Origin of the sequence: Nakamurella antarctica (assembly GCF_003860405.1) — a bacterium.
In the GTDB taxonomy this organism is placed as follows: domain Bacteria; phylum Actinomycetota; class Actinomycetes; order Mycobacteriales; family Nakamurellaceae; genus Nakamurella; species Nakamurella antarctica.
On the sequence record NZ_CP034170.1, the window covers coordinates 2,486,854 to 2,507,969 of the forward strand.

The window sequence follows — 21,116 nt, forward strand, 5'->3', positions numbered from 1 at the left end:
GCGTCACTACTCGCTGCTTCGGACGTCACCACACTGCGTCGGTGACCGAACACTTCCTGTGTGAAGCGTTCCTTCGCAAACTTAGGGCCAAAACCCGGCGCAACCTAGGACCCGGACCATAAAACAAACAAGGGTCCCGGGGCGTGATGCCCCGGGGCCCTTGTTCGCCGTGCCTTGGGAAATTCCGTGCGGTCAAGTCAGCGCTTGATCGCGGACGAGACCAAGACTCAATTACTGGGTCGGGACCTTGATCTCGCCCGAGATGATCTTGGCCTTGAAGGCTTCCAGCTGGGGAACAATGTCGTCGATGTAACCACCCGAGGTGGCGTAGCCAACGCCGTCGACCTTGAGGTCGAAGGTCTGGATTCCACCGGACTTGTCGCCATCCTGAACAGCCTTGATGGTCTGGTAAACAGCCGAGTCAACACGCTTGAGCATGGAGGTCAAGATGACCTTCTGCTGTTCCGGTGTGGAGGTCAAGTACTGGTCGCTGTCAACGCCAATGGCCCACTTCTTGGCTTCGACAGCGGCCTCAACGGTGCCCGCACCCGATCCACCAGCGGCGGAGTAGATGATGTCGGTACCTGCGGCGTACCAAGACTTAGCGATCTCCTTGGCCTTGTCTGGGGAGTTCCACGCGGCGTTGTCACCGTCGGCACCCAAGTACTTGCTGTCGATCTTGATGTCGGGGTTAACCGCCTTGGCGCCGGCGACGTAGCCAGCTTCGAACTGCTTGATCAGTGCGCCCTCCTGGCCACCGATAAAGCCGATCATTCCGGACTTCGACTTCAGCGCAGCTGCCGCGCCGACCAGGAACGAACCCTGTTCGGAAGCGAAGAGCAGGCTCTTGACGTTCGGCTCATCAACAACGCTGTCGACGATGGCGTAGGTCAGGTCGGGGTTGGCTGCGGCAGCGGCTTTGATGGTGTCGCCGAAGAGGAACCCCACCGCGATGATCGGATCGTTCTTCTGCGAGCTCAACAGTGTGATGTTCGGGACGCGGTCGTCATCCGAGCTTGCCTCGAGCTCGTTGACCTTGACGCCGAGATCGGCCTTGGCCTTGTCCGAGCCACGCCCAGCGGAGTCGTTGAAGGTACCGTCGCCGCGTCCGCCGGTGTCGAAGGCCAGGCCCACGGTGATGGGTGCACCTGTGGGAGTGGCAGCTTCAGAGCTAGCGGCTTCTGAGGTCATTGCGGATGAGCTCATGGCTTCGGAGCTCATCGCTTCGGAGCTAGGTGCTGCGCTGGCTACAGCCGAGCTGGCAGCCGGTGCTGCAGACGATGAGGTGGAGGCCTTGGAATCTGACCCGCAAGCCGCCAAGGTAATGGCTGCTACGGCAATTCCGGCGATGAGCCGAAGGCTGCGTGCACGACGCACAGTGTGTCCTCTTTCTGTGGGGTAACCCGTCGGCTGCTAAACAGCAATCTGTGGCGCTACGGATGTCGGCCACAAAACGTACGGGAACAATGAGCCGGGACATTACCCGCGCGAGGGCGCGCTGGGCAGCCCTGCGGGCGGTCCGTGACCGAATTGTTCTCATCTCCGGCCTTAGTCACCCATCAGGTGCAGCAGCTCACTGGTCGCCATCATTCGATTATCCGAACAGGTGACAACTGCCACACCGAATTCCGCATCTACTGCGCCTAGGGCGCCCGTAGGTTCTGCGCAACGGGGCTGTGTCCAAGCCTCACCGTCCCTGTTCACGCCCGCTCGTTGCCCCGGTAACCACAGCTAAGGGTCGCCTATGTCAAGAGCGTCACAGGGGAACTAGTTACACCCCCCGACTGACACGGGGTTAGCATCGAGTAAGTCCTTGGTGCCGTCCGGCGCCAAGTTTCCCGCCGCTGACGTCGGAGGTCTTTTTCCAACATGGCCAGCCCTACCGCCATACGTGGTTCCGATGCAGCCGCGCAGCACCCATTAGCCACTCCAGGAAAGCGCCGCGGCTCGTTGTACCGCGGCGGCGAAGGCATGTGGTCGTGGGTTGCCCACCGGATCACCGGCGTACTCACGTTCTTTTTCCTCTTCACCCACGTGCTGGACACCGCCCTCGTGCGCGTGTCGCCCGAGTCCTACAACAAGGTGATCGAGACCTACAAGAATCCGCTCGTCAACCTGATGGAAGTGGGTTTGGTCGGAGCTGTTCTCTTCCACGGTCTCAACGGCCTGCGCATCATGACAGTTGACTTCTGGTCCAAGGGACCTAAATACCAACGCTTGCTGCTCTGGGTAATTCTTGCGGTGTGGGTGCTCGTCATGATCCCCGGCGCTTACTTCATGCTGCAACGCACCTTCAGCGACATGTTCGGAGCATCCTGATGACCACCGCCAAAGCCGAAGTTTCAGCCCCGGCCGCCACAGGGTCGACCAACGTCCGATCCGGTATTGAGGCCCCGAACGCCAAACGCCGCAAGGTAGCTGGCCGCCGGACCAACTTCGAAATGTATTCCTGGCTGTTCATGCGTCTGTCCGGCATCGTGCTGATCGTGCTCGTGTTTGGGCATTTGCTCATCATGAATGTGCTCGACGGTGGCGTGCACCGCATCAACTGGGGCTTTGTCGCAGGTCGCTGGGCCTCTCCGTTCTGGCAGACATGGGACTTGCTCATGCTCTGGCTGGCGGAGCTGCACGGCGCCAACGGTCTGCGGACCGTCATTAACGATTACGCGCGGAAGGACGGCACCCGCTTCTGGCTCATGGTGCTGCTCTACGCGTCCGTCATTTTGACCATCGGGCTTGGCACGCTGGTCATATTCACCTTCGACCCATCCATGGGGGGCTGATTCCGTGCAAACCCATCGCTATGACGTCATCATCGTCGGAGCCGGCGGCGCTGGTATGCGCGCTGCCATTGAATCCTCAGGACGGGCTCGCACCGCCGTCCTAACAAAGCTCTACCCCACGCGGTCGCACACAGGCGCGGCTCAGGGCGGCATGTGCGCCGCTCTGGCTAACGTCGAGGACGACAACTGGGAGTGGCACACGTTCGACACCGTCAAGGGTGGCGACTACCTAGTCGACCAAGACGCCGCCGAGATCATGTGCCGCGAAGCTATTGACGCGGTCTACGACCTGGAGCGGATGGGGCTGCCATTCAACCGCACCCCCGAGGGTCGGATTGACCAGCGCCGCTTCGGTGGCCACACCCGCAACCATGGTGAAGCGGCTGTGCGTCGCGCGTGCTACGCCGCGGACCGCACCGGCCACATGATCCTGCAGACCCTTTACCAAAACTGCGTCAAGCAAGGCGTGGAATTCTTTAACGAGTTCTACGTTCTCGACATCATGCTCACCGACGACCCGGAGAACCCGGGCGAGCAGATCTGCACCGGCGCTGTCGCCTACGAGCTGGCCACCGGAGAGATCCACGTCTTCCACGCCAAGGCCGTCATCTTTGCCACCGGCGGCGCAGGCAAAGTCTTCAAGACCACGTCGAATGCGCACACCCTGACCGGTGACGGGATGGGTGTCGTGTTCCGCAAGGGCCTGCCCCTGGAAGACATGGAGTTCTACCAGTTCCATCCGACAGGTCTGGCTGGTCTGGGTATTTTGCTGACCGAGGGCGCACGCGGCGAAGGCGCGATCCTGCGGAACGAATCCGGCGAACGCTTCATGGAGCGCTACGCACCCACCATTAAAGATCTTGCACCGCGCGACATTGTCGCCCGGTCAATGGTTCTCGAGGTCTTGGAGGGCCGAGGCGGTGGGCCCCACAAGGACTACGTCTACTTGGACTGCACCCACCTCGGCGCAGAGGTACTCGAGACCAAACTGCCCGACATCACCGAATTCGCCCGGACCTACCTCGGCGTGGATCCGGTTACCGAACCTGTCCCGGTGTTCCCCACCGCGCACTACGCCATGGGCGGCATTCCCACCACTGTCAACGGCGAGGTATTGCGCGACACCGATCACGTGGTGAGGGGCCTCTATGCGGCTGGCGAATGTGCGTGCGTGTCGGTCCACGGCTCCAACCGCCTCGGCACCAACTCACTGCTGGACATCAACGTATTCGGTAAGCGCAGCGGCATTGCTGCCGCCGAGTACTCCAAGACGGTCGACTTCCAACCGGACGCCGAATTGCCCGCGGACACGGTCATCTCGATGGTCGAAAACCTTCGCAACGCCACGGGTGGCGAGCGTGTTGCGGACCTGCGCATCGCGCTGCAGGCCACGATGGACGCCAACTCCGCCGTCTACCGCACGGAAGAGACGCTGAAGCAGGCGCTCACTGACGTGCAGTTGCTCAAGGAGCGGTACTCGAACGTCTCGGTCCAGGACAAGGGCCAACGCTTCAACACCGACCTGTTGGAAGGTATTGAGCTGGGCTTCCTCCTCGAGCTCGCCGAAGTAATGGTAGTTAGTGCATTGAACCGCAAGGAATCTCGTGGTGGTCACGCACGTGAGGACTACCCGAGCCGCGACGACACCAACTACATGCGGCACACCATGGCCTATAAGGAAGGTTCGGAGCTTATTTCCGACATCCGTCTGGGGTGGAAGCCCGTGGTACAGACCCGCTACCAGCCAATGGAGCGTAAGTACTAGTGACCACAACACTGCCAGCCGTCTCTATCGGGACGGTTCAGCACACTCAACCGCTGCCGCCTATTCCCGACGGCGCCGTGATGATCACGGTGAAGCTACAGCGCTTCAACCCGGAAATCGACGATGCACCGCATATGGAGTCCTATCGGATTCCCGCGTTGCCCACGGACCGGATTCTGAACCTGCTGCACTACATCAAGTGGTACATCGATGGTTCGCTGGCCTTTCGCCGATCGTGTGCGCACGGTATTTGCGGCTCGGACGCGATGCGGATTAATGGTCGGAACCGGCTTGGCTGCAAGGTGCTGGTCAAGGATCTCATCACTGACAAGGTGAACGAGATGACGATCGAGCCGATCAAGGGTCTTCCCCTGCACAAGGACCTGATCGTCGACATGGAGCCGTTCTTCGACGCCTTCCGTTCGGTGATGCCGTACATGGTTACCCACGGCAACGAACCGTCCAGAGAATGGGTGCAGTCCATCGAGGACCGCGAGCGGTTCGACGACACCACCAAGTGCATCATGTGTGCGTGCTGCACCACCTCGTGCCCCGTGTACTGGAGCGCCGACAACTATGTGGGCCCAGCAGCTATCGTGGCTGCGCATCGGTTCATCTTTGATTCCCGCGACCAGGCGGCCGACGAAAGGCTTGAGATTCTTTCTGACGCCGAGGGAGTCTGGCGTTGCCGGACCACCTTCAACTGCACCGATGCCTGCCCGCGCGGGATCCAGGTCACTCAGGCTATTCAAGAAGTGAAGCGTGCGTTGATGTTCCGACGCATCTGATCGAAGAGATTCTCGTTTGCCGAGGCGGGGATAAGCTGGCATTTAATGTCTGCTTATCCCCGCCTTAGTTCGTTTCCAGCCGTGCTTGCCTGCGCCCTTGCCATCGGAATGGGTTCACAGGCCCCAGCTTTCGCTGGCGACGCGTACTTGCCGCCATCGGTCACCGTGAGCGCTGCGGATACTTCCGGTTGTCCGCAGCGCGACACGCCGCCGCCAGCCATCGACACGTCCGAAGATGTTGCCCCGGGCCAAACGACGCCCGCTCCACTGCCGGTGCCGGAACCGGCCATCGGGGAGCTCAGCGGTGCCACTTGCGGATACTTGTTGCCTACTGATTCGCCCGACCTGCCGTCTGATATTTCCGCCAGCGCCTGGCTCGTCGCCGACTTAGACTCCGGACAAATCCTTGGCGCCAAAGATGTGCACGGGCGGTACCGGCCCGCGTCCACACTTAAACTCCTGACCGCCCTGACGATGCTCACCAATCTGCCCGACCTCAACCAGGTGGTGACCGGGAGTAACGAGGACGCCCAGCAAGAAGGTTCGCGCGTTGGCATCGGCGAGGGTGGCAAGTACACCGTTGGCCAGCTGCTGCTATTCATGATGATGGGCTCTGGCAACGACACCGCTTTCGCTCTCGCGCGCGCCAACGGGGGCTACGACAAGACCGTGGCCGACATGAACGCCCAGGCAGCAGCTTTGGGCGCCGCCGACACCCGAGCCAGTACCGTGTCCGGCCTGGACGGAGCGGGACAGATGACATCGGTGTACGACCTCGGTCTCATCATCCGTGCCGCAATGGCACACCCAGCCTTCCCACCTCTGATCTCCACCCCCTATTCCACCGTGCCAGGATTTGGCACCGAACCCGAGTTCGGTATCGCCAACGACAACAAGCTGCTGCTGAACTACCCTGGCGCGCTAGGAGGCAAGACCGGGTTCACCGACGATGCCGGCAACACCTACGTGGGCCTCGCCGAGCGAGACGGCCGACGCCTCCTCGTCACCATGCTCGGCGGCAGCCAGCAGCCGCGCCGGCAATGGATGCAGGCAGCATCTCTGCTGGATTGGGGGTTCTCACTTGCCGCGCCCAAAGTGCCGGCAGCTGTCCCGTGGCTCGGACGCCTGGTGAACTCTGCGAGCGACGGGTCTGAGATCGACAAACCCTCCCTACCAACCACTCCCGACACACCTGGTGCAATTTCCACTGATGCTGTAGGTGTGGCCGATGAGACTTCAAGTGTCCCGCCCTCGGCGCCCACCGCTGGCGCAGCGTTACCGCAAACCAACCCTGGAGCCTCGTCGTGGGACTCGCTGCGCTGGGTAGTAGCGACCGGAATTGTGGTGGTGGGCCTGGGTGGCGCAGTAATGCTCGCTGCGAGGCGTCGAAGCTAGAAGGTAAAGGCCAGATGATCCGCGCAACGGTGATGTGAATAAACCCGCGCGGACAGCTTAGGATCGCGACATGACCCTGACTCCGGCGCAGAATGCCGTCCTGAATGCCATCGACGAATCGGCCCTCGTCGCCGAATTGGTGAACCTGATCCGAGTGCCCAGCGTGACGGGAACCGACGCCGAGTCAGAACTTCAGCACCGCAGCGCCGCTCAGTTAACCGAGCTGGGTCTTGACGTCGATCTCTGGAAAATCAACCTCGAGGAATTGGCGGCAGATCCCCGCTTCCCCGGGAGCGAAGCGGAGCGCCTGGAGGGGTATGGCGTCGTGGGCGTCACCGGCCCGGGCGTCCCCGCTCTCGTACTGCAGGGGCATGTGGATGTGGTTCCGATCGGCGACGAAACTAAGTGGACCGAAGACCCGTTCAGCGGGGAGATTATTGGCGGCGCACTCCATGGCCGCGGGGCCTGCGATATGAAGGCCGGGGTCGCCACCAACCTCGCCGTTATCCGGGCCATTTACGCCAGCGGCGTCACGCTCGAACGCCCGTTGGCGCTGCACACGGTTGTGAGCGAAGAAGACGGCGGTCTGGGCGCGTTTGCCACCCTGCTCCGCGGCCACACCGGCGACGCTGCCGTCATCCCCGAGCCCACGTCCGGCCGTATTATCACCGCCAACGCGGGGGCCCTCACGTTTGAGCTCACCGTCGCGGGCCGCGCGGCACATGGCAGCGCGCGGCTCGAGGGCGTCAGTGCCTTCGATGCCTTCCTCCCGATCAACGCGGCGATCTTCGAACTCGAAGCGCGGCGCAACGAAAACCCCGATCCGCTCTTCGCGGGCAACCCGTTGCCGTACCCGATCGCCATCGGCACCCTGCAGGCTGGCGACTGGTCCAGCTCCGTCCCGGATCGATTGACCGCGCACGGTCGCTACGGTGTCCGCCTCGACGAAGATCCGGATGTGGCCCGCGCCGAATTTGCCGAGGCGATCGCTGCCGCGTGCGCGAAAGATGCGTGGCTACGCGATAACCCGGTGCAGATTAAGTGGGACGGCGGTCAATTCAACAGCGGTCGTATCCCGCAAGGCCACGAACTGATCGCTCAGATGAGCGACGCGGTGGTCGCCATTGGCGGCTTTGCACCCGACCAAGCAGCGGCCCCCTATGGCAGCGACCTGCGTCTGTACAACAGCATCGGCGGTATCCCCACCCTGCACTACGGGCCGGGCGACGTGCGGATGGCGCACGCGCCGCGGGAACAGGTCGATATCGCCGAAGTGATCCGCGTAACGCGGGCGCTCGCAGTACTAGCCGTGCAGCGGTGCGGGGCGCACCTCTAGTCCTGCTGGTGGGCCATGCCACGCCGAGCGGTGCCGTCTGACGTGAAACTCGCCGGGTTCAGGCGCCAGAGTGCCCTGCTCGGCGCGGGTTTAGCCTTTGCTGCCGAGCTTGCGGGCCCACCACCCAGCTCCCGCCCCGACCCCGGCCGCACCGACCGCGGCGGCAACCACGGGCAGCGCGCCTTCCAGCCCGCGAGGCTGGACAAGGATGGCCACATCCGGTCCCCTGTCGGCACTTTCAGCATCGTCGTCATTTGGCTCGCTGGTCGCAATCCACGCTGCGACCATCAGCATCATCCTGGCTACCAAGTTGATCACGATCAGCAGCACGATCACCGATCCGAAGACGGCTGCGGTGGCAGATTTGCTGAACAACGACACGAGGAAAACCAGCAGCAGTTTCAGGAGTTCAAAGAATACTGCGGCAAAGATCGCTCCCCGCCAAAGCTTTCGCTTTGGCGCCCTGTTGTGCGCCAGTGGCAGGAATCGGTAGAGGAAGTAGAAGATCAGGGTGTCGGCCACAATCGCGACCGCGATCGGCGCGATCCGCAGGCCCGCGTTCAGCCAGCCGACGTCATCGACGCCCAGCCAGCTCGTGATCAGACCGGTTGCCGATGACGACACGGTGGTGAGCACCACCGAAAGCAGGATCCCCGTGCCCAGCACTACCAACGCGACCAAGTCCTTGACCAGGCCCAGGAAGAAGTTCTCGACCAGCTTCTCGTCTTGCTCCCAGGTGGGGCGCCATTGCGCCCGCACGGCTTGCTTCAGGTTCCCCATCCAGCCAATTCCGGTAAAAAGCGCGACTGCGATACCCAGCCATGCGGCAGCCGTCCGGGAACTGATAGCTCCGTCGATGATGCTCGAAACCTGAGCCGCAGTGCCGCCCTCCGAGGCCGTCGTCGAAATGAGCTTGGTAACTTCTGCTTTCAGATCTTCGATCACCGACGGTTGACCAGCCAACACCAAGCCCGCGATACCGAAGGCGGCAAGGAGAATGGGGATCAACGCCAGAAAAGAAAAATAGGTGATGGCTGCAGCGAACTGGGAGCCGAGCCGATCGTTGAACCGCTCGATCATTCGGATCAGGTGCGCGATCCACGGCTTCACCGAAAGCCTGGACCACAGCGCCACAAGGGGGCAACGAGTTTGCCGATGCCGCTCGGTGGCGCCGTCGCATCGGCCCGCTGCTTCTTCGTGACGAAAAGTGCGTCAGCGAGCGTGCGATCGGTGGGGGGTTTCACCGGTATCGCCGGCGGCTTCTGATCAGGTGCTTGAAGCTTTGCTGCTGTCGTCATGTGCCCCTTTTTCCATTCCGGTGGTGTTCAGCGATGAGATCGACATGCAGTGTTGTTACTCGGCCCCCAGCGCTAAAAAGCCAATCTTTTCGTACACGGAGCGGACGGTTGCATCGGCCACTTCGCGCGCCCTGCGGGCACCCCCGGCAAGAATTCGGTCCAACTCGGCCGGATCATCAAGGTAGGTCTTCACCTTCGCTTGCACAGGCTCGACGAACGCTGTGAACGCCGCAGCCAGATCACCCTTCAGATCCCCATAGCCCTTACCCTCGAATCCCGTTTCCAACTCCGCGATCGGCGAGTCCGTGAAGACGTGCAGCAGCGTTAGCAGGTTCGACACCCCTGGCTTGTTCACCTCGTCAAACCGAACCTCGCGCTCGGTGTCTGTCACCGCGCTCTTGATGGACTTGACCGACTTTTTTACGTCTGCAAGCAAATCGAGGACGCCGCCGGGCAACGATTTACTCATCTTCGCCGACGGGTCCATCAGGTCGTAAATTTTTGCGGTGGCTTTCAAAATATACGGCTCGGGGACCTGCAGGGTTTTGCCGTAGCGAGAGTTGAAGCGCTGCGCCAGATTCCGTGACAACTCCAAATGCTGTCGCTGGTCTTCGCCCACCGGAACAGTGTCTGCTTGGTAGATCAAAATGTCGGCCGCTTGCAGAATGGGATAGGTGAAAAGGCCGACGCTGACGTGTTCGGCCGAGGCAGACCTGGCTGACTTGTCCTTGAACTGCGTCATGCGGCCGGCCTCGCCGAAACCCGCTTGGCATTCCAGAACCCATGACAGCTGGGAGTGCGCGGGTACATGGGACTGCGCGAACAGGACAGAGCGTTCCGGATCGACACCGAGGGCGAGCAACTGGGCCACCGATGCTCTGGTTCGACTGCGCAGGGTCGGAGGGTCCTGCTCGACCGTGATGGCGTGCAGGTCGGCGACCATATAGAACGTTTCGTGCGTGTCTTGCAGCTCGACCCACTGCTTTAACGCGCCGACATAGTTGCCGACGTGGAAGGAGTCGGCCGTGGGCTGGATGCCGGAAAGCACACGGGGGCGCCGCGGCGTGGCGGTGACAGTGGGGTCGGTGAGCGCAGACATGAGCATCATCTTCCCATTGCTCGCGGCCAGGGAACCAACCCATCGAAGGTTGGAGAGGGATCGCTCGATGGCTGCCGTGATGCACCCGAATCTCGGAGCGGCAGGCAGCTGCGTGATTTCCGGGGAGTGTCCGAATGTTTCAGGCGCTTTAATTTATTCCACGGGTCTTGACAGGAGGCATGGTTAACCGCTTCACTGAAGCGCATCACCAGATAAAAAGGAGCGGTCCACCCATGTCACCCACGATGACGCCCGAGGCGCGAGCCATCGACGTGCACCAGCATCTGTGGCCGCTCGAGTTGGTGGAAGTTCTCCGCAGCCGCTCATCGTTTCCGTACGTCCGCGATTGGACGTTGCACTTGGCGGGAGAAGCGCCCTTCCAGGTGGACCCGATCGATCACGACATCGCCGCCCGGATGGCCCTCGACAGTAGCTGCGACAAGGTCTTGTTGAGCTTGTCCAGTCCCCTTGGTATCGAACAGCTCTCACCCGACGATGCCGAGCCGCTACTGCAGGCATGGCATAGCGGCGCCGCTGCGCTACCCGAACCATTTGGCGCCTGGGCCGCTATCGGCGAGGTCGATCCGGATACTCAGGCACTGCGCGCTCACCTGGCCGCGGGTTTTGTTGGCCTGCAGATTTCTGCCACCCAGCTTGCCAGCCCGGCAGCGGTCGAGCGTCTCGCCCCGGTCCTGCGGATCTGCGAGCTCGCCAACAAGCCCGTGATCGTGCATCCCGGGCCCGTTCCCGCCCGCCCCCACACCAGCGAACAGTTCCCCGATTGGTGGCCGGCCGTAGTCGACTACAGCGCACAGATGCAGGCAGCGTGGTGGGCCTGGCAAATCGACGGCCGAAACATGTTGCCCAACATCAGAATCTGCTTTTTGGCTGGGGCCGGACTCGCGCCCCTGCACCACGAGCGTTTCACGATGCGCGGCGGAACACCCCTGGTGATCGACCCGAACACGTTCGTCGAGACGTCGTCGTACGGCCGGCTTGGCCTGGATAGCCTGATCCGAGTTCTCGGCATCGACACCATCGTTTTCGGCAGTGACAGACCCAACGCCGAACCCACCGATCCGCAGCTGGGCCCGGCCGCCACGTACGCAGTCCGCATTTCCAACCCACGACGTTTCCTCGAAGGAGGTCAGCCATGACCGCAGCAATCTCCACCACTGACACCACCACCGCTGAAGTGATTGGCGCCGATGTCGACGTTGCCGCCCCTCCCCTCACCGACCGTTCCGTTGCTCCGGATCAGCCGGTCTTCCTCGCCGACGAGGTTGCCAGCATAGTTACGCTGCCCGCCACCGATGGCGTGCCCGCGGCGAATGCTGTGGCGCTCACCTCTATCACGTCGGAAATCACGCTGGCCAACCTGCCCGGCCGCGAACTGGATTCCCTGGAGTTGCTCGACCTGGCTGCCGGAATCGCCAACGATCCGTCCCAGTGGGAGGAGCACGTGGCCTTCAGCGACGACAAGCGGCACTACGTCTCGCTGCACCGCGATGCCCACGTCGATGTCTGGGTCTTGTGCTGGACCCCGCAGAACGACACCGGCTGGCACGACCACGACATCTCCTCGGGCGCCGTGGCCGTCACCCAAGGCACGTTGACCGAACACAACCTCTCGGTTTCCGCACCGAGCCTTGCCACAGCAGTCCCGGCAGGCAAAGTTTTCAGCTTCGGACCCGAGCACATTCACCGGTTGACGGGCTTGGACGCTGGCAGCGTCTCCATCCACGCCTACTCTCCGCCGCTGTGGCGGATGGGGCAGTACATGGTCAGCAAGGCTGGCATCCTGCGGCGCACCTCGGTGTCTTACGCGGACGAGCTGCGGCCGTTAGACGACATGATCTAACTCAGGACAACCGTGTTACTAGCGAAAGCTCTGCTGCCAGCAACTCTGACAATGCAGGCAGCAGAGCCTCCGCTAGTTCGATATCGGCCGTGAGGTCGCGATCATTCATTCCAGCCGGCAGCGCTTCGCAGATCGCCATCGCAGCAACAACTTCAGGGTTAGCGGCTCGTACGCCTCGAAGGCGGATAGCTCTGACGGCAGCGACAAGTTCGCACGCGAGCAGCGACCGCAGCGCCGCAGCAGCAGTCATCGCTTTCCGCGCAGCGAGGGAGGCGAAGCTCGCATCCTCCTCGACGCCCCGGGAAATTACCACCGTCTGCAAGCCCACCGGGGTTGCGGCAAAACGGATGTCGCCTAGGGCGCTTGCCGCGACATATTCCAACACCATGATTCCGGATGCCACAGGCGCCCCGCTGCCGAGGAAAGGAGCTAACCCCGTGAACTCCGGCTCGGTGAGGCTAGCAATCCTGGCTTGGATCAACTGCGCAGACTGCGCTAACGCGATCACCGCGGTGTCCAAGGCTTGACCGAGGTAGGCGGCATGGAAACCCGCGTGGTGCGCCAGCTCACCTTCGGTGTCATCTTCAGTGTCACCTTCGGTGAGCAGCAACGGGTTCTCGCTGGGGGCATTGGCATATTTACCGATCACCACCTCTAATGCAGCTACCGCCTCCAGTGCAGGACCGTGGGCCTGCGGTATCGCTCGCAGCCCGAATGGATCCTGAATCCGGGCGGGCGCGTTCGCGCCCACTGTGAGGGTCCGTAGCCAGCGCATGGCTGTGGCGGCGCCGGGAAACGGGGTGGCGTTCTCCACCGCTGTCGAATACGCCTCGGCGTTGCCATCGATGGCGAGGAAGGTGAGGCCAGAAACGACAACATAGGCCCTGCAGAGCATCTCGAGTTCAGACCACCCCAGGGCCGCGTCTGCGATCACCGCAGCATTACTGCTGATGAACGGGAGCGCATCGTGCACGCCGAAACCAACGGGATCAAGATGTCCCTGCGATGTCCCGACCTCGCCAAGCAGCGCCAGCGCGGTGGTGGCCAAGGCGGATAGGTCACCAGTTCCGATGCTGCCGAACTCGCGGATCCTCGGTAGCGCATCTTGGGCGACCATCGAAGCGAGGGCGTCAACGATTGCTGGCGACGCGCCGCTACCACCGCGGGCCAGCTGGTTCAGCCTCACGAGCAACATAGCGCGCACCCTGACGTCATCCCGGGTTGCGCCTGCCGACGTGGCATGCGAGCGCAAAAGATTGATGGCGTGCGCGTCGAGATCCTCGTCTAACGCGGGCTGGGCCGCCCCGGCGGGCTCGTCTAACGCGGGCTGGGCCGCCCCGGCGGGCTGGGCCGCTGCAGCCTCGGTGGGGGGGCCAATTGAGACATTGCGGTTAGCTCCCACCCCCGTCGACCTGCCGTAGACCGGCCGCTGGGCCGAAACCTCGACGGCGAAACGATAGGACGCAGCGACCCTCTCGCGCGCCGTACTGGTGAGGGCGCACTCAATGGGTGCTCCGGCCAACTCCGCAATCTCGCTTGCCCGCAAGTCGCGTCCGCTGATTTCAAGCAAGATGCTGCCCTTCTGACCAGAACCTGATGGCGCAGACTCTACGGTTCTGGGTCTGTCCAGATAAAACACACCACAGTGCGGGGCGCGCGAGGCGTTGACGCCCCGAAGAGGCAGCGTCGAGCGCCAACCCGTCATGTTTCGCGCAGATTGCGTCATGATTCTCTTGTGTAACAGTGCGGTCAGGGTCTTCCGCCGCGGCGTCACAAGTGCCAATATGTCATCAGGCAGCAGTCAATTTTCACCAAATGACAATTCGACGCGCCCGAATGCACTGCAGCTGCTTCTCGCGGGTCACACCTAGACACACAGCAGTACACCGGATGCACCGAGATGGTGAGGGGGAAAGCGTGACTAAAGCAACTGATCACACGTCTAGACCCTCGCGCGCCGTAGCGCTCTCGCAGATCGTCTCGGCTAACCCCGCGCTCGCGCCCAGCCCCGCGCTCGCGCCATTGGTGAGCTCGACCCGGACCGTCGACCGCGCGCTCGACCTACTCGCTGAAGTCTGCGCGGAGGGCGCTCTCAGCTTGAGCGAAGTAGCCAAGCGCGCCGACCTGCCCGTCAGCACTGCCCTTCGGCTGCTTCGCACCCTCGAGCGGGCAAACTTTCTGATCCGCGGCGAAACCGGCATGTTCGAGGCGGGGACCCGACTCATCCAGCTCGGGGCCGCCGCCTTCGGTCGACAGTCTCTGGTGCCGCTAGCGCAGCCTTCACTGCAGCGGTTGGTTCACGCCACGGGCGAAACGGCTTACGTCAGCAAACTCGGCCCGGGCAACAGCGCTCTCTACCTGGGCATCGTTGAAGGAACGCACGCGATCCGGCACACCAGCTGGGTGGGTCGTACCGTTCCCCTCGACGGAACCGCCGTTGGCTTCGCATTGCGCGACATCGTTGGCGACCAAGGGTATGTCGCGTTGCGCTCAGCGGTTGAACCCGATGTCACGGCAATTGCGGCGCCGATTAAGCGACCGGGAGGCATTGCAGGCGCACTCTCCATCCTCGGACCCACGTACCGTATTGATGACGTCCAGTTGGCCGAGTTCGGGCGACTTGTCGCGCTGGAGGCTGCCACGGTGGCAGCAAACTTTTTCATCGGCGTCGGGCCTTCGTCGGTGGAGGACCCCCCGCTTGTAGCAACATCCGTCCATCTCTCGGAGAGAGACAAGTACAAGAAAGTTGCCACCGGATGATTCGTTTTGACTCGGTAACCAAGCGCTACCCCGACGGCACCCTGGCGGTCGACGACCTGAGCTTCACCGCTCCGACCGGCAAGATTACGGTGTTGGTTGGGCCGTCCGGCTGCGGCAAAACGACATCGCTGCGCATGATCAACCGGTTGATCGAGCCCACCTCGGGCACCATCTGGATTGACGATCGTGACGCCTCGCAGATCTCGGCCACCCAGCTTCGCCGAGGCATCGGCTACGTCATTCAGCACGCCGGTCTGTTTCCGCACCGCACGATCGTCGACAATGTAGCCACAGTTCCGATATTGCTCGGCACCCCCAAAAAGCAAGCCAGGATGGCCGCATTGGAACTGATGGAACGCGTGGGCCTGGATCCCATGTTCGCCAACCGTTATCCCGCACAGCTTTCCGGCGGCCAACAACAACGCGTAGGCGTTGCCAGAGCTTTGGCCTCGGACCCGCCGGTGATGCTGATGGACGAACCGTTCAGCGCCGTCGACCCGGTGGTACGCGCCCAGTTGCACGAGGAATTCCTGCGCCTGCAAAGCGATCTCGGTAAGACCATCATCATGGTCACCCACGATATCGACGAGGCCGTGAAGCTGGGAGATCAGATTGCGGTGTTACAGGTGGGCGGCCATCTCGCCCAGCTCGCCTCGCCGCATGAACTCCTCACCCGCCCGGTCAACGACTTTGTTGCCGACTTCGTCGGCCGTGATCGGGGCTATCGCTCGCTTAGCTTCGAAAAATCTGGCTCTCTTCCGACCCGAGGCGAGCCGACCGTCGAGCTGGGAAGCGAGGTGAGCGCCGCCCGCGCGCTTGCCATCGACGACTGGATTCTGGTGGCAAACAGCGACGGCAAACCACTGGGTTGGTTGTGCACCTCGTTGGCACCCGCCGGGGCCGTCCGCGAAGACATGCTCTTCCGCGGCGGCACGATCGCAGCATCAGACGGCACCCTGCGTCAAGCATTGGACGCCACGCTGTCCTCCCCGTCTGGCCGCGGAGTCATCGTCACCCCAGACGGTGTTCTGATCGGCACCGTCACCGCCACCGAGGTGGTCGAGCGAATCACCACGAACGCCGGTGACGCGCGCGCTGAGCATTCATCCTCCGGTTCTCCTGCCGGGGCCACCCAATGACGACGGCTGGTGGCAGCCCCACGATGCTTCTTGCCAGCGATAACAGCACGCCCTGGGGCTATTTTGGGAATAACTCTGACCAGGTGCTCGGATATTTCTGGGAGCATCTGTGGCTCTCGGTACTCCCAGTAGTTCTCGGCTTGATCATCGCCATGCCCATCGGCTACCTCGCCCGTCGCGTGAAGTGGACCTACACGCCGCTAGTAACGGTGAGCGGTCTGCTCTATACGATTCCGTCGATCGCGCTGTTCGTGTTGGCGCCGCAGATACTCGGCACAAAAATTCTCAGCCCCGTCAATGTCGTCATACCTTTGACGCTCTATACGGTTGCGCTGATGGTCCGGGTGATCGCCGACGGGCTCGCCGCGGTTCCCGAACACGTCCTTCAGTCGGCATCGGCCATGGGCTACAACAGGTTTGAGCGGCTGCTCAAAGTTGAGTTGCCCATTGCCGTGCCTGTGATCTCGGCCGGTCTGCGAGTCGCCGTCGTCGGCAACGTGGGAATGGTCGCAGTAGCAATCACCATTGGCGTTCAACAACTCGGAACCCTGTTCATCACCGGATTTCAAAAACAAGCGTTCGGCCAAGGACCGATTGTTCTCGGCATCATCCTGAGCGTTGTCCTCGCACTGTTCCTGGATAGTTTGCTCGTCCTCGGTACCAAGGTGCTGACCCCCTGGCGTAAGGCGGTGAGCGCCACGTGATCGACGAAATCAGCAACTACCTCTCCGACCCGAAAACGTGGTCAGGGAAGAGGACCTTGCCCATCAGGTTCCTCGAGCATCTTCAGTACTCGGCTACCGCATTGATCATCGCCCTACTCATCGCGCTCCCCCTCGGGCTGCTCATTGGTCACACCGGCAAAGGAGCTGGTCCCGTCATTGCGGTGGCTAACGCCCTGCGAGCCCTCCCGACGTTAGGTCTGCTCTTCTTCTTCGTCGTGTTGCTCTCGTCGCAGTTTCCGGGTAAGGGCGACACAGCCTTTCTCATTCCCACGCTCATTGTGCTGCTGCTACTGGCCATCCCTTCTATCCTGGCCAACACCATCGCGGGAATCCAGAACGTGGACCCGGCGGCGCGTGATGCTGCGTTCGGCCTGGGGATGACCCGAACGCAAGTTCTCCTGCGGGTGGAGGCGCCCAACGCGATGCCGCTCATCATGTCTGGGATTCGGTCAGCGACCCTCCAGGTGATCGCCACCGCCACCATTGCCGCAGCAACACCGTTGGGTGGGCTCGGCAGGCTGATCTTTGACGGCCTGGCCCGACAAGACTTCGGAATGATGATCGTCGGCGCGCTCCTGGTGTCCCTGCTGGCCATCGGCATCGACCTCCTGCTAGCCGGGTTGGGCCGCCTCATCACCTCACGCGGAGTCACCGGGCGCTTCTCGACCAAAAGCTCCGCGGCCTCGCAAGGTCTAGGCACTCACGATCGCGGTGACGACGACTCCACCCTCGCTCACGAAATGCCCATCGAAGTGAAAGCGAGGGTTTGAATCAAAAGTCTGTAGCTTTGAGAGCCGGACCGCTACGGACAATCGCTTGCACCCTCCCTACCGCCTACCCAACGCCGCATCCACTCACTCACCAGGAGAGATTATGAAAAGAACTGGAACCATCTTCACCGCACTTGCCGCCGGCACTGCCCTGCTGCTGACCGCCTGTGGCAGCAGCTCAGACTCCGCAGCTTCCTCTGCGTCATCTGCCGCCCCGGCTGCTTCGTCAAGCGAAGCCCCGGCCGCTTCCGCCTCGTCGCCTGCTTCCGCCTCGTCTTCCGCTTCCGCCTCGTCTTCCGCTGAATCCACGCCTGCCGACTCGTCGTCGGCGCCCTCGTCCTCCGCGGCCGCAGCGGGTGGAACCACCGGCACCATCAAGATCGGATCGGCCAACTTCCCCGAGGCGGTGCTCTTGGGGGAGATCTACGCCAGCGTCCTCGAAGCCAAAGGCATCAAGGTCGAGCGCAATCTGAACATCGGGTCGCGCGAGACCTACCTTCCCGCCCTGCAAGACGGCTCGATCGACCTGCTCCCCGAGTACAGCGGAACCCTGCTGCAATACTTCGACAAAGCGGCCACTGCCGTTTCGTCTGAGGATGTCTACACCGCGCTCGGCGCGGCCCTCCCAGCAACGCTCACGGTGTTGAAGCAGTCCGATGCCCAGGACAAGGACTCCGTCACCGTCACCAAGGAAATCGCAGAAAAGTACAAGCTGAAGTCACTAGAAGACCTCGCTGCTGTGTCCGGTGATCTCACCTACGGTGGACCCGCAGAAATCGAGCAGCGGCCATCCGGCCTGCCAGGACTCAAGGCCACCTACGGCATCGTTTTCGGTGACTTTCTCGTCACCGATGCGGGCGGCCCTTTGACGGTCAACGGGCTTATCAACAAGCAGATCGACGCCGGGGACATCTTCACCACCGATCCTTCCATCCTGGACAACGGCTTTGTGGTCCTGGACGACCCGAAGAACTTCTTCACCGCACAGAACATCCTGCCGCTCATCAACAAGACGAAGGCGACGCCAGAAGTCACCGACGCCCTCAACGCCGCCTCCGCCAAGATCACCACCAAGGCCCTCACCGAGCTCCTTAAGAAGGTCTACGCCGGCGCCAGCGAAGCCGACGTTGCCAAGGCGTGGGTCACCGAAGTTGGGCTCAGCTAAACCTGTCGTAGAGCTTCGCAGTCTGGGCATGCTTGAGTACCAAAGCCGCATCTGAGCTGCGGGTGGCTTCTCCGCGCTGCGCGCTGGCTTCTCCGCGCTGCGGGTGGCTTCTCCGCGCTGCGGGCTGGCTTTGCAGGGCGCCGCTCGAATCTTTGCGATTCGGGCGGCGCCCTTCGGCATTTTTGGCTCAGATTTTGGTGTGGATTTGCCCCAGATCTGGGTAACCGTCAACTTGGAGGAGCGAGGCCGACGGACTCCCCGGATAAGGTGAGGTAATGCCGGATCGAGGACGACCCACACTGCGCGATATCGCCGCAGACACGGGACTCTCGTCGGCGACGGTGTCCTACGCTCTACGCGGGCTACATGTTCCAGAAAATACCCAAGCCCGTGTGCGGGAGTCAGCAGAACGCCTCGGGTATCAAGTGGACCCCATCGCGAGGGCGCTCGCCTCCGGTCGCACCGGTTATGTAGGAATTTTGGTCGGCTCCCAGGCCGACATGTGGCAACAGTCCGTCGCCTCTGCGCTGGGCAGGGGGCTGCTGGGTGCTGGCCTGCATGCGCTCGTCGTAGACGCTGGCAACGACGCCGACCTTGAAGCCTCGCTCGCGCAAAGGCTGGTTGACCAACGCGTCGACGCACTGATAGTGATGCCGGTGAACCCGCGTGGGGCGCACTGGCCAACCATTGCGCAACGGACAGTGCTGGTGTCTATTGGCGACAGCCTCCCCCGTACGGGAACCGCCGCCGAGGTGGTCTTCGACAATGCCGCTGGCGTGACGGATGCAATGAATAGGCTCGCTGCCGCTGGTCACAAACGGATTACCGTTCTCACCCCCAGCGCTGTGTCCACTCCCGACAAGCCTGCCGAAGAGGTGGTGAAGGATCTCGCGGAGGAACTCGGTGTCAGCGTCGACGTGTGTACCGCCCCACACGATATGCAAGGAGCCACCGAGGTAGCTCTGGCAATCCTCCGGGGTGACGCCCACCCAACTGCCTTCCTGTGCTTGGCGGACTCCATCGCATTTGGCGTCTATGCAGCCTCACGAGAATTGGGCCTGCGCATCCCCGAAGATTTATCGGTGGTGGGTTTCGACGACCGCCCCGTTTCAGCATTGCTGACGCCGCCGCTCGCCACCTACAGCTGGCCGGTCGACGACCTCGTGGCCGAGGTGGTAGAGCGGACCGTGCACTCCCTCGAGACGGGCAAGCGAAGCCGAAAGCGAACACTGACTGCCACTCCCCAAATCCGCGCATCGCTGGGCCAGATGCCGGGGGCTCGATGAGGGCGGATTCAAGCCCTGAGCCGATTCTCCTTCCCGCCAACGTTGCTGGGGCAGGTACTGGTGCTGGCCCAAGTGCTGTGGCTGGTGCTGGTGATTCGTTACTGCACCTGCCGGCCAGATCAAGGACAGTCACTGCGTGGAAAAATGGGGGCGGACAGACCTGGCAAATAGCTGCCGATTCGCCGCAGGCCGCGGTGGATAACTTCGCTTGGCGCGTGAGCATCGCCTGCATCAGTAAGGACGGAATTTTTTCCGCCTTTCCAGGTGTGGACCGCAGCCTTGGTCTGATCGACGGCGACGATCTTGAGCTCCTCATTGAGGGCGAGCTCCGACGCTTACGTCGGGGGACCGTCACAGATTTTGCTGGCGAAGCAAACGTAGTCGGCCGTCTTACCGGGAGCGCAACGCGCGACCTCAACCTGATGGTTCGCCGCAGCTTCGGACGGGGCTCAATGGAATTCGCGCGCGTACCGGTAGGAACCAGCTCTATCGTCGGACAAAGCGCGGGATTCACCGCCGGTGCAGGTATCACTGCAATTTTAGGGTTCACGGCAAGTGCAGGACGGCTGGGCGAATCGGTCAGCACATCAGGTGCAGAGGTCGCAGACACTGATCAGGACTCAGGTCAGGATTTGATGAGGGCCTCAGGTCTGATCGTCGGCCGGAGCTCGGATTCACCCACAACTCCGGGACGCGAAGTCTTTGACAATGCGTCCATCACGATGTTGGTGTGCACCGTCGGGCGAGTAACGGTGCGTCAGGAGAACGGCGCTCTCAGCGTGGAACTACTGCCCGAGGACGCGGTACTTCTGGGGGCGGGAGTATCAGCGGTGGTGGTCGGGCCGGCGGGCCAAGACACAGCGGATAACGAGATTGCCGTCATTCGCATCACACCGCACCACTCGCGGGGAGCCCTCCCGCCTGCGGACCAGTGACCGTCGGTCGC

At 62.3% G+C, this 21,116-nt stretch carries 21 protein-coding genes; 16 read left to right on the plus strand and 5 right to left on the minus strand.

The window, feature by feature from the left end:
* Positions 1-231 precede the first annotated feature (231 nt).
* The gene (locus EH165_RS11035; RefSeq protein WP_124799495.1) at positions 232-1,206 is read right to left on the minus strand and encodes a BMP family lipoprotein; all 975 of its coding nucleotides are present in this window, start codon (positions 1,204-1,206) and stop codon (positions 232-234) included.
* Between EH165_RS11035 and EH165_RS15820 the strand changes: the two genes are divergently transcribed.
* The 7 genes from EH165_RS15820 to EH165_RS11070 all read left to right on the plus strand — a co-directional run bounded on the left by EH165_RS15820 (position 1,205) and on the right by EH165_RS11070 (position 8,067).
* Positions 1,205-1,402 carry a hypothetical protein gene (locus EH165_RS15820; RefSeq protein WP_124799496.1) on the plus strand — a complete coding sequence of 66 codons (198 nt, stop codon included), beginning with the start codon at positions 1,205-1,207 and terminating at the stop codon, positions 1,400-1,402. The two genes, EH165_RS11035 and EH165_RS15820, sit on opposite strands and share 2 nt — an antisense overlap.
* Positions 1,403-1,869: 467 nt before the next feature.
* Complete coding sequence (gene sdhC / locus EH165_RS11045; RefSeq protein ID WP_124799497.1) at positions 1,870-2,319, plus strand: succinate dehydrogenase, cytochrome b556 subunit; 450 nt, start codon at positions 1,870-1,872, stop codon at positions 2,317-2,319.
* Complete coding sequence (locus EH165_RS11050; RefSeq protein ID WP_124799498.1) at positions 2,319-2,783, plus strand: succinate dehydrogenase hydrophobic membrane anchor subunit; 465 nt, start codon at positions 2,319-2,321, stop codon at positions 2,781-2,783. The genes sdhC and EH165_RS11050 overlap by 1 nt, the downstream gene beginning before the upstream one ends.
* 55 nt (positions 2,784-2,838) lie before the next feature.
* Entirely contained in the window at positions 2,839-4,548 is a 1,710-nt protein-coding gene (gene sdhA, locus EH165_RS11055) for a succinate dehydrogenase flavoprotein subunit (RefSeq protein WP_239020787.1), read from the plus strand.
* Positions 4,549-4,628: 80 nt separating this feature from the next.
* Entirely contained in the window at positions 4,629-5,336 is a 708-nt protein-coding gene (locus EH165_RS11060; protein WP_124800476.1) for a succinate dehydrogenase iron-sulfur subunit, read from the plus strand.
* Positions 5,337-5,381: 45 nt separating this feature from the next.
* Positions 5,382-6,731, plus strand: a complete 1,350-nt coding sequence (locus EH165_RS11065; RefSeq protein ID WP_124799500.1) for a D-alanyl-D-alanine carboxypeptidase family protein — start codon at positions 5,382-5,384, stop codon at positions 6,729-6,731.
* A 70-nt stretch (positions 6,732-6,801) separates the two neighbouring features.
* The gene (locus EH165_RS11070) at positions 6,802-8,067 is read left to right on the plus strand and encodes an ArgE/DapE family deacylase (protein ID WP_124799501.1); all 1,266 of its coding nucleotides are present in this window, start codon (positions 6,802-6,804) and stop codon (positions 8,065-8,067) included.
* A gap of 90 nt (positions 8,068-8,157) precedes the next feature.
* Here EH165_RS11070 and EH165_RS11075 read toward each other — a convergent pair whose 3' ends face one another.
* The 3 genes from EH165_RS11075 to trpS are packed head-to-tail and all read right to left on the minus strand — an operon-like array spanning position 8,158 to position 10,464.
* Positions 8,158-9,177: a YhjD/YihY/BrkB family envelope integrity protein gene (locus tag EH165_RS11075; RefSeq protein ID WP_124799502.1), complete on the minus strand. Its 1,020-nt coding sequence runs from the start codon at positions 9,175-9,177 to the stop codon at positions 8,158-8,160.
* Positions 9,174-9,365: a hypothetical protein gene (locus tag EH165_RS11080; RefSeq protein WP_124799503.1), complete on the minus strand. Its 192-nt coding sequence runs from the start codon at positions 9,363-9,365 to the stop codon at positions 9,174-9,176. The genes EH165_RS11075 and EH165_RS11080 overlap by 4 nt, the downstream gene beginning before the upstream one ends.
* Before the next feature lie 55 nt (positions 9,366-9,420).
* Entirely contained in the window at positions 9,421-10,464 is a 1,044-nt protein-coding gene (trpS, locus tag EH165_RS11085) for a tryptophan--tRNA ligase (RefSeq protein ID WP_124799504.1), read from the minus strand.
* A 233-nt stretch (positions 10,465-10,697) separates the two neighbouring features.
* On the opposite strand from trpS, the gene EH165_RS11090 reads away from it, so the two are divergent.
* Positions 10,698-11,621, plus strand: coding sequence for an amidohydrolase family protein (locus EH165_RS11090; RefSeq protein ID WP_206425931.1), 924 nt, complete (start codon positions 10,698-10,700; stop codon positions 11,619-11,621).
* A 161-nt stretch (positions 11,622-11,782) separates the two neighbouring features.
* Positions 11,783-12,325 carry a cysteine dioxygenase gene (locus tag EH165_RS11095; protein WP_422392153.1) on the plus strand — a complete coding sequence of 181 codons (543 nt, stop codon included), beginning with the start codon at positions 11,783-11,785 and terminating at the stop codon, positions 12,323-12,325.
* 1 nt (position 12,326) lies between these two features.
* On the opposite strand, the gene EH165_RS11100 is transcribed toward EH165_RS11095, so the two are convergent.
* Positions 12,327-14,051 (minus strand): aromatic amino acid ammonia-lyase, encoded by a 1,725-nt coding sequence (locus EH165_RS11100; protein WP_124799506.1) that lies wholly within the window; start codon positions 14,049-14,051, stop codon positions 12,327-12,329.
* 191 nt (positions 14,052-14,242) lie between these two features.
* Between EH165_RS11100 and EH165_RS11105 the strand changes: the two genes are divergently transcribed.
* From EH165_RS11105 to EH165_RS11135, 7 genes are all read left to right on the plus strand, one after another.
* Entirely contained in the window at positions 14,243-15,085 is an 843-nt protein-coding gene (locus tag EH165_RS11105; protein WP_206425932.1) for an IclR family transcriptional regulator, read from the plus strand.
* Positions 15,082-16,224, plus strand: coding sequence for an ABC transporter ATP-binding protein (locus EH165_RS11110; RefSeq protein WP_124799508.1), 1,143 nt, complete (start codon positions 15,082-15,084; stop codon positions 16,222-16,224). The genes EH165_RS11105 and EH165_RS11110 overlap by 4 nt, the downstream gene beginning before the upstream one ends.
* Positions 16,221-16,928 (plus strand): ABC transporter permease, encoded by a 708-nt coding sequence (locus EH165_RS11115; RefSeq protein ID WP_239020545.1) that lies wholly within the window; start codon positions 16,221-16,223, stop codon positions 16,926-16,928. Before EH165_RS11110 ends, EH165_RS11115 begins: the two co-directional genes overlap by 4 nt.
* Complete coding sequence (locus tag EH165_RS11120; RefSeq protein ID WP_124799509.1) at positions 16,925-17,719, plus strand: ABC transporter permease; 795 nt, start codon at positions 16,925-16,927, stop codon at positions 17,717-17,719. Before EH165_RS11115 ends, EH165_RS11120 begins: the two co-directional genes overlap by 4 nt.
* Positions 17,720-17,822: 103 nt before the next feature.
* Positions 17,823-18,884: an ABC transporter substrate-binding protein gene (locus tag EH165_RS11125; RefSeq protein ID WP_124799510.1), complete on the plus strand. Its 1,062-nt coding sequence runs from the start codon at positions 17,823-17,825 to the stop codon at positions 18,882-18,884.
* A 275-nt stretch (positions 18,885-19,159) separates the two neighbouring features.
* Entirely contained in the window at positions 19,160-20,170 is a 1,011-nt protein-coding gene (locus EH165_RS11130; RefSeq protein ID WP_124799511.1) for a LacI family DNA-binding transcriptional regulator, read from the plus strand.
* Positions 20,167-21,105: a HutD/Ves family protein gene (locus EH165_RS11135; protein WP_124799512.1), complete on the plus strand. Its 939-nt coding sequence runs from the start codon at positions 20,167-20,169 to the stop codon at positions 21,103-21,105. Before EH165_RS11130 ends, EH165_RS11135 begins: the two co-directional genes overlap by 4 nt.
* Positions 21,106-21,116: the final 11 nt, after the last annotated feature.

Bases quoted from the DNA above. Each gene is read 5' to 3' on its own strand.
- EH165_RS11050 (WP_124799498.1), top strand. From the start codon at position 2,319: ATGACCACCGCCAAAGCCGAAGTTTCAGCCCCGGCCGCCACAGGGTCG.
- sdhC (WP_124799497.1), top strand. From the start codon at position 1,870: ATGGCCAGCCCTACCGCCATACGTGGTTCCGATGCAGCCGCGCAGCAC.
- EH165_RS11115 (WP_239020545.1), top strand. From the start codon at position 16,221: ATGACGACGGCTGGTGGCAGCCCCACGATGCTTCTTGCCAGCGATAAC.
- EH165_RS11035 (WP_124799495.1), bottom strand. From the start codon at position 1,206: ATGAGCTCATCCGCAATGACCTCAGAAGCCGCTAGCTCTGAAGCTGCC.
- EH165_RS11070 (WP_124799501.1), top strand. From the start codon at position 6,802: ATGACCCTGACTCCGGCGCAGAATGCCGTCCTGAATGCCATCGACGAA.
- EH165_RS15820 (WP_124799496.1), top strand. From the start codon at position 1,205: ATGGCTTCGGAGCTCATCGCTTCGGAGCTAGGTGCTGCGCTGGCTACA.
- EH165_RS11100 (WP_124799506.1), bottom strand. From the start codon at position 14,051: ATGACGCAATCTGCGCGAAACATGACGGGTTGGCGCTCGACGCTGCCT.
- EH165_RS11090 (WP_206425931.1), top strand. From the start codon at position 10,698: ATGTCACCCACGATGACGCCCGAGGCGCGAGCCATCGACGTGCACCAG.
- EH165_RS11130 (WP_124799511.1), top strand. From the start codon at position 19,160: ATGCCGGATCGAGGACGACCCACACTGCGCGATATCGCCGCAGACACG.
- sdhA (WP_239020787.1), top strand. From the start codon at position 2,839: ATGCGCGCTGCCATTGAATCCTCAGGACGGGCTCGCACCGCCGTCCTA.
- EH165_RS11065 (WP_124799500.1), top strand. From the start codon at position 5,382: ATGTCTGCTTATCCCCGCCTTAGTTCGTTTCCAGCCGTGCTTGCCTGC.
- EH165_RS11135 (WP_124799512.1), top strand. From the start codon at position 20,167: ATGAGGGCGGATTCAAGCCCTGAGCCGATTCTCCTTCCCGCCAACGTT.
- EH165_RS11125 (WP_124799510.1), top strand. From the start codon at position 17,823: ATGAAAAGAACTGGAACCATCTTCACCGCACTTGCCGCCGGCACTGCC.
- EH165_RS11110 (WP_124799508.1), top strand. From the start codon at position 15,082: ATGATTCGTTTTGACTCGGTAACCAAGCGCTACCCCGACGGCACCCTG.
- EH165_RS11080 (WP_124799503.1), bottom strand. From the start codon at position 9,365: ATGACGACAGCAGCAAAGCTTCAAGCACCTGATCAGAAGCCGCCGGCG.
- EH165_RS11060 (WP_124800476.1), top strand. From the start codon at position 4,629: ATGATCACGGTGAAGCTACAGCGCTTCAACCCGGAAATCGACGATGCA.
- trpS (WP_124799504.1), bottom strand. From the start codon at position 10,464: ATGTCTGCGCTCACCGACCCCACTGTCACCGCCACGCCGCGGCGCCCC.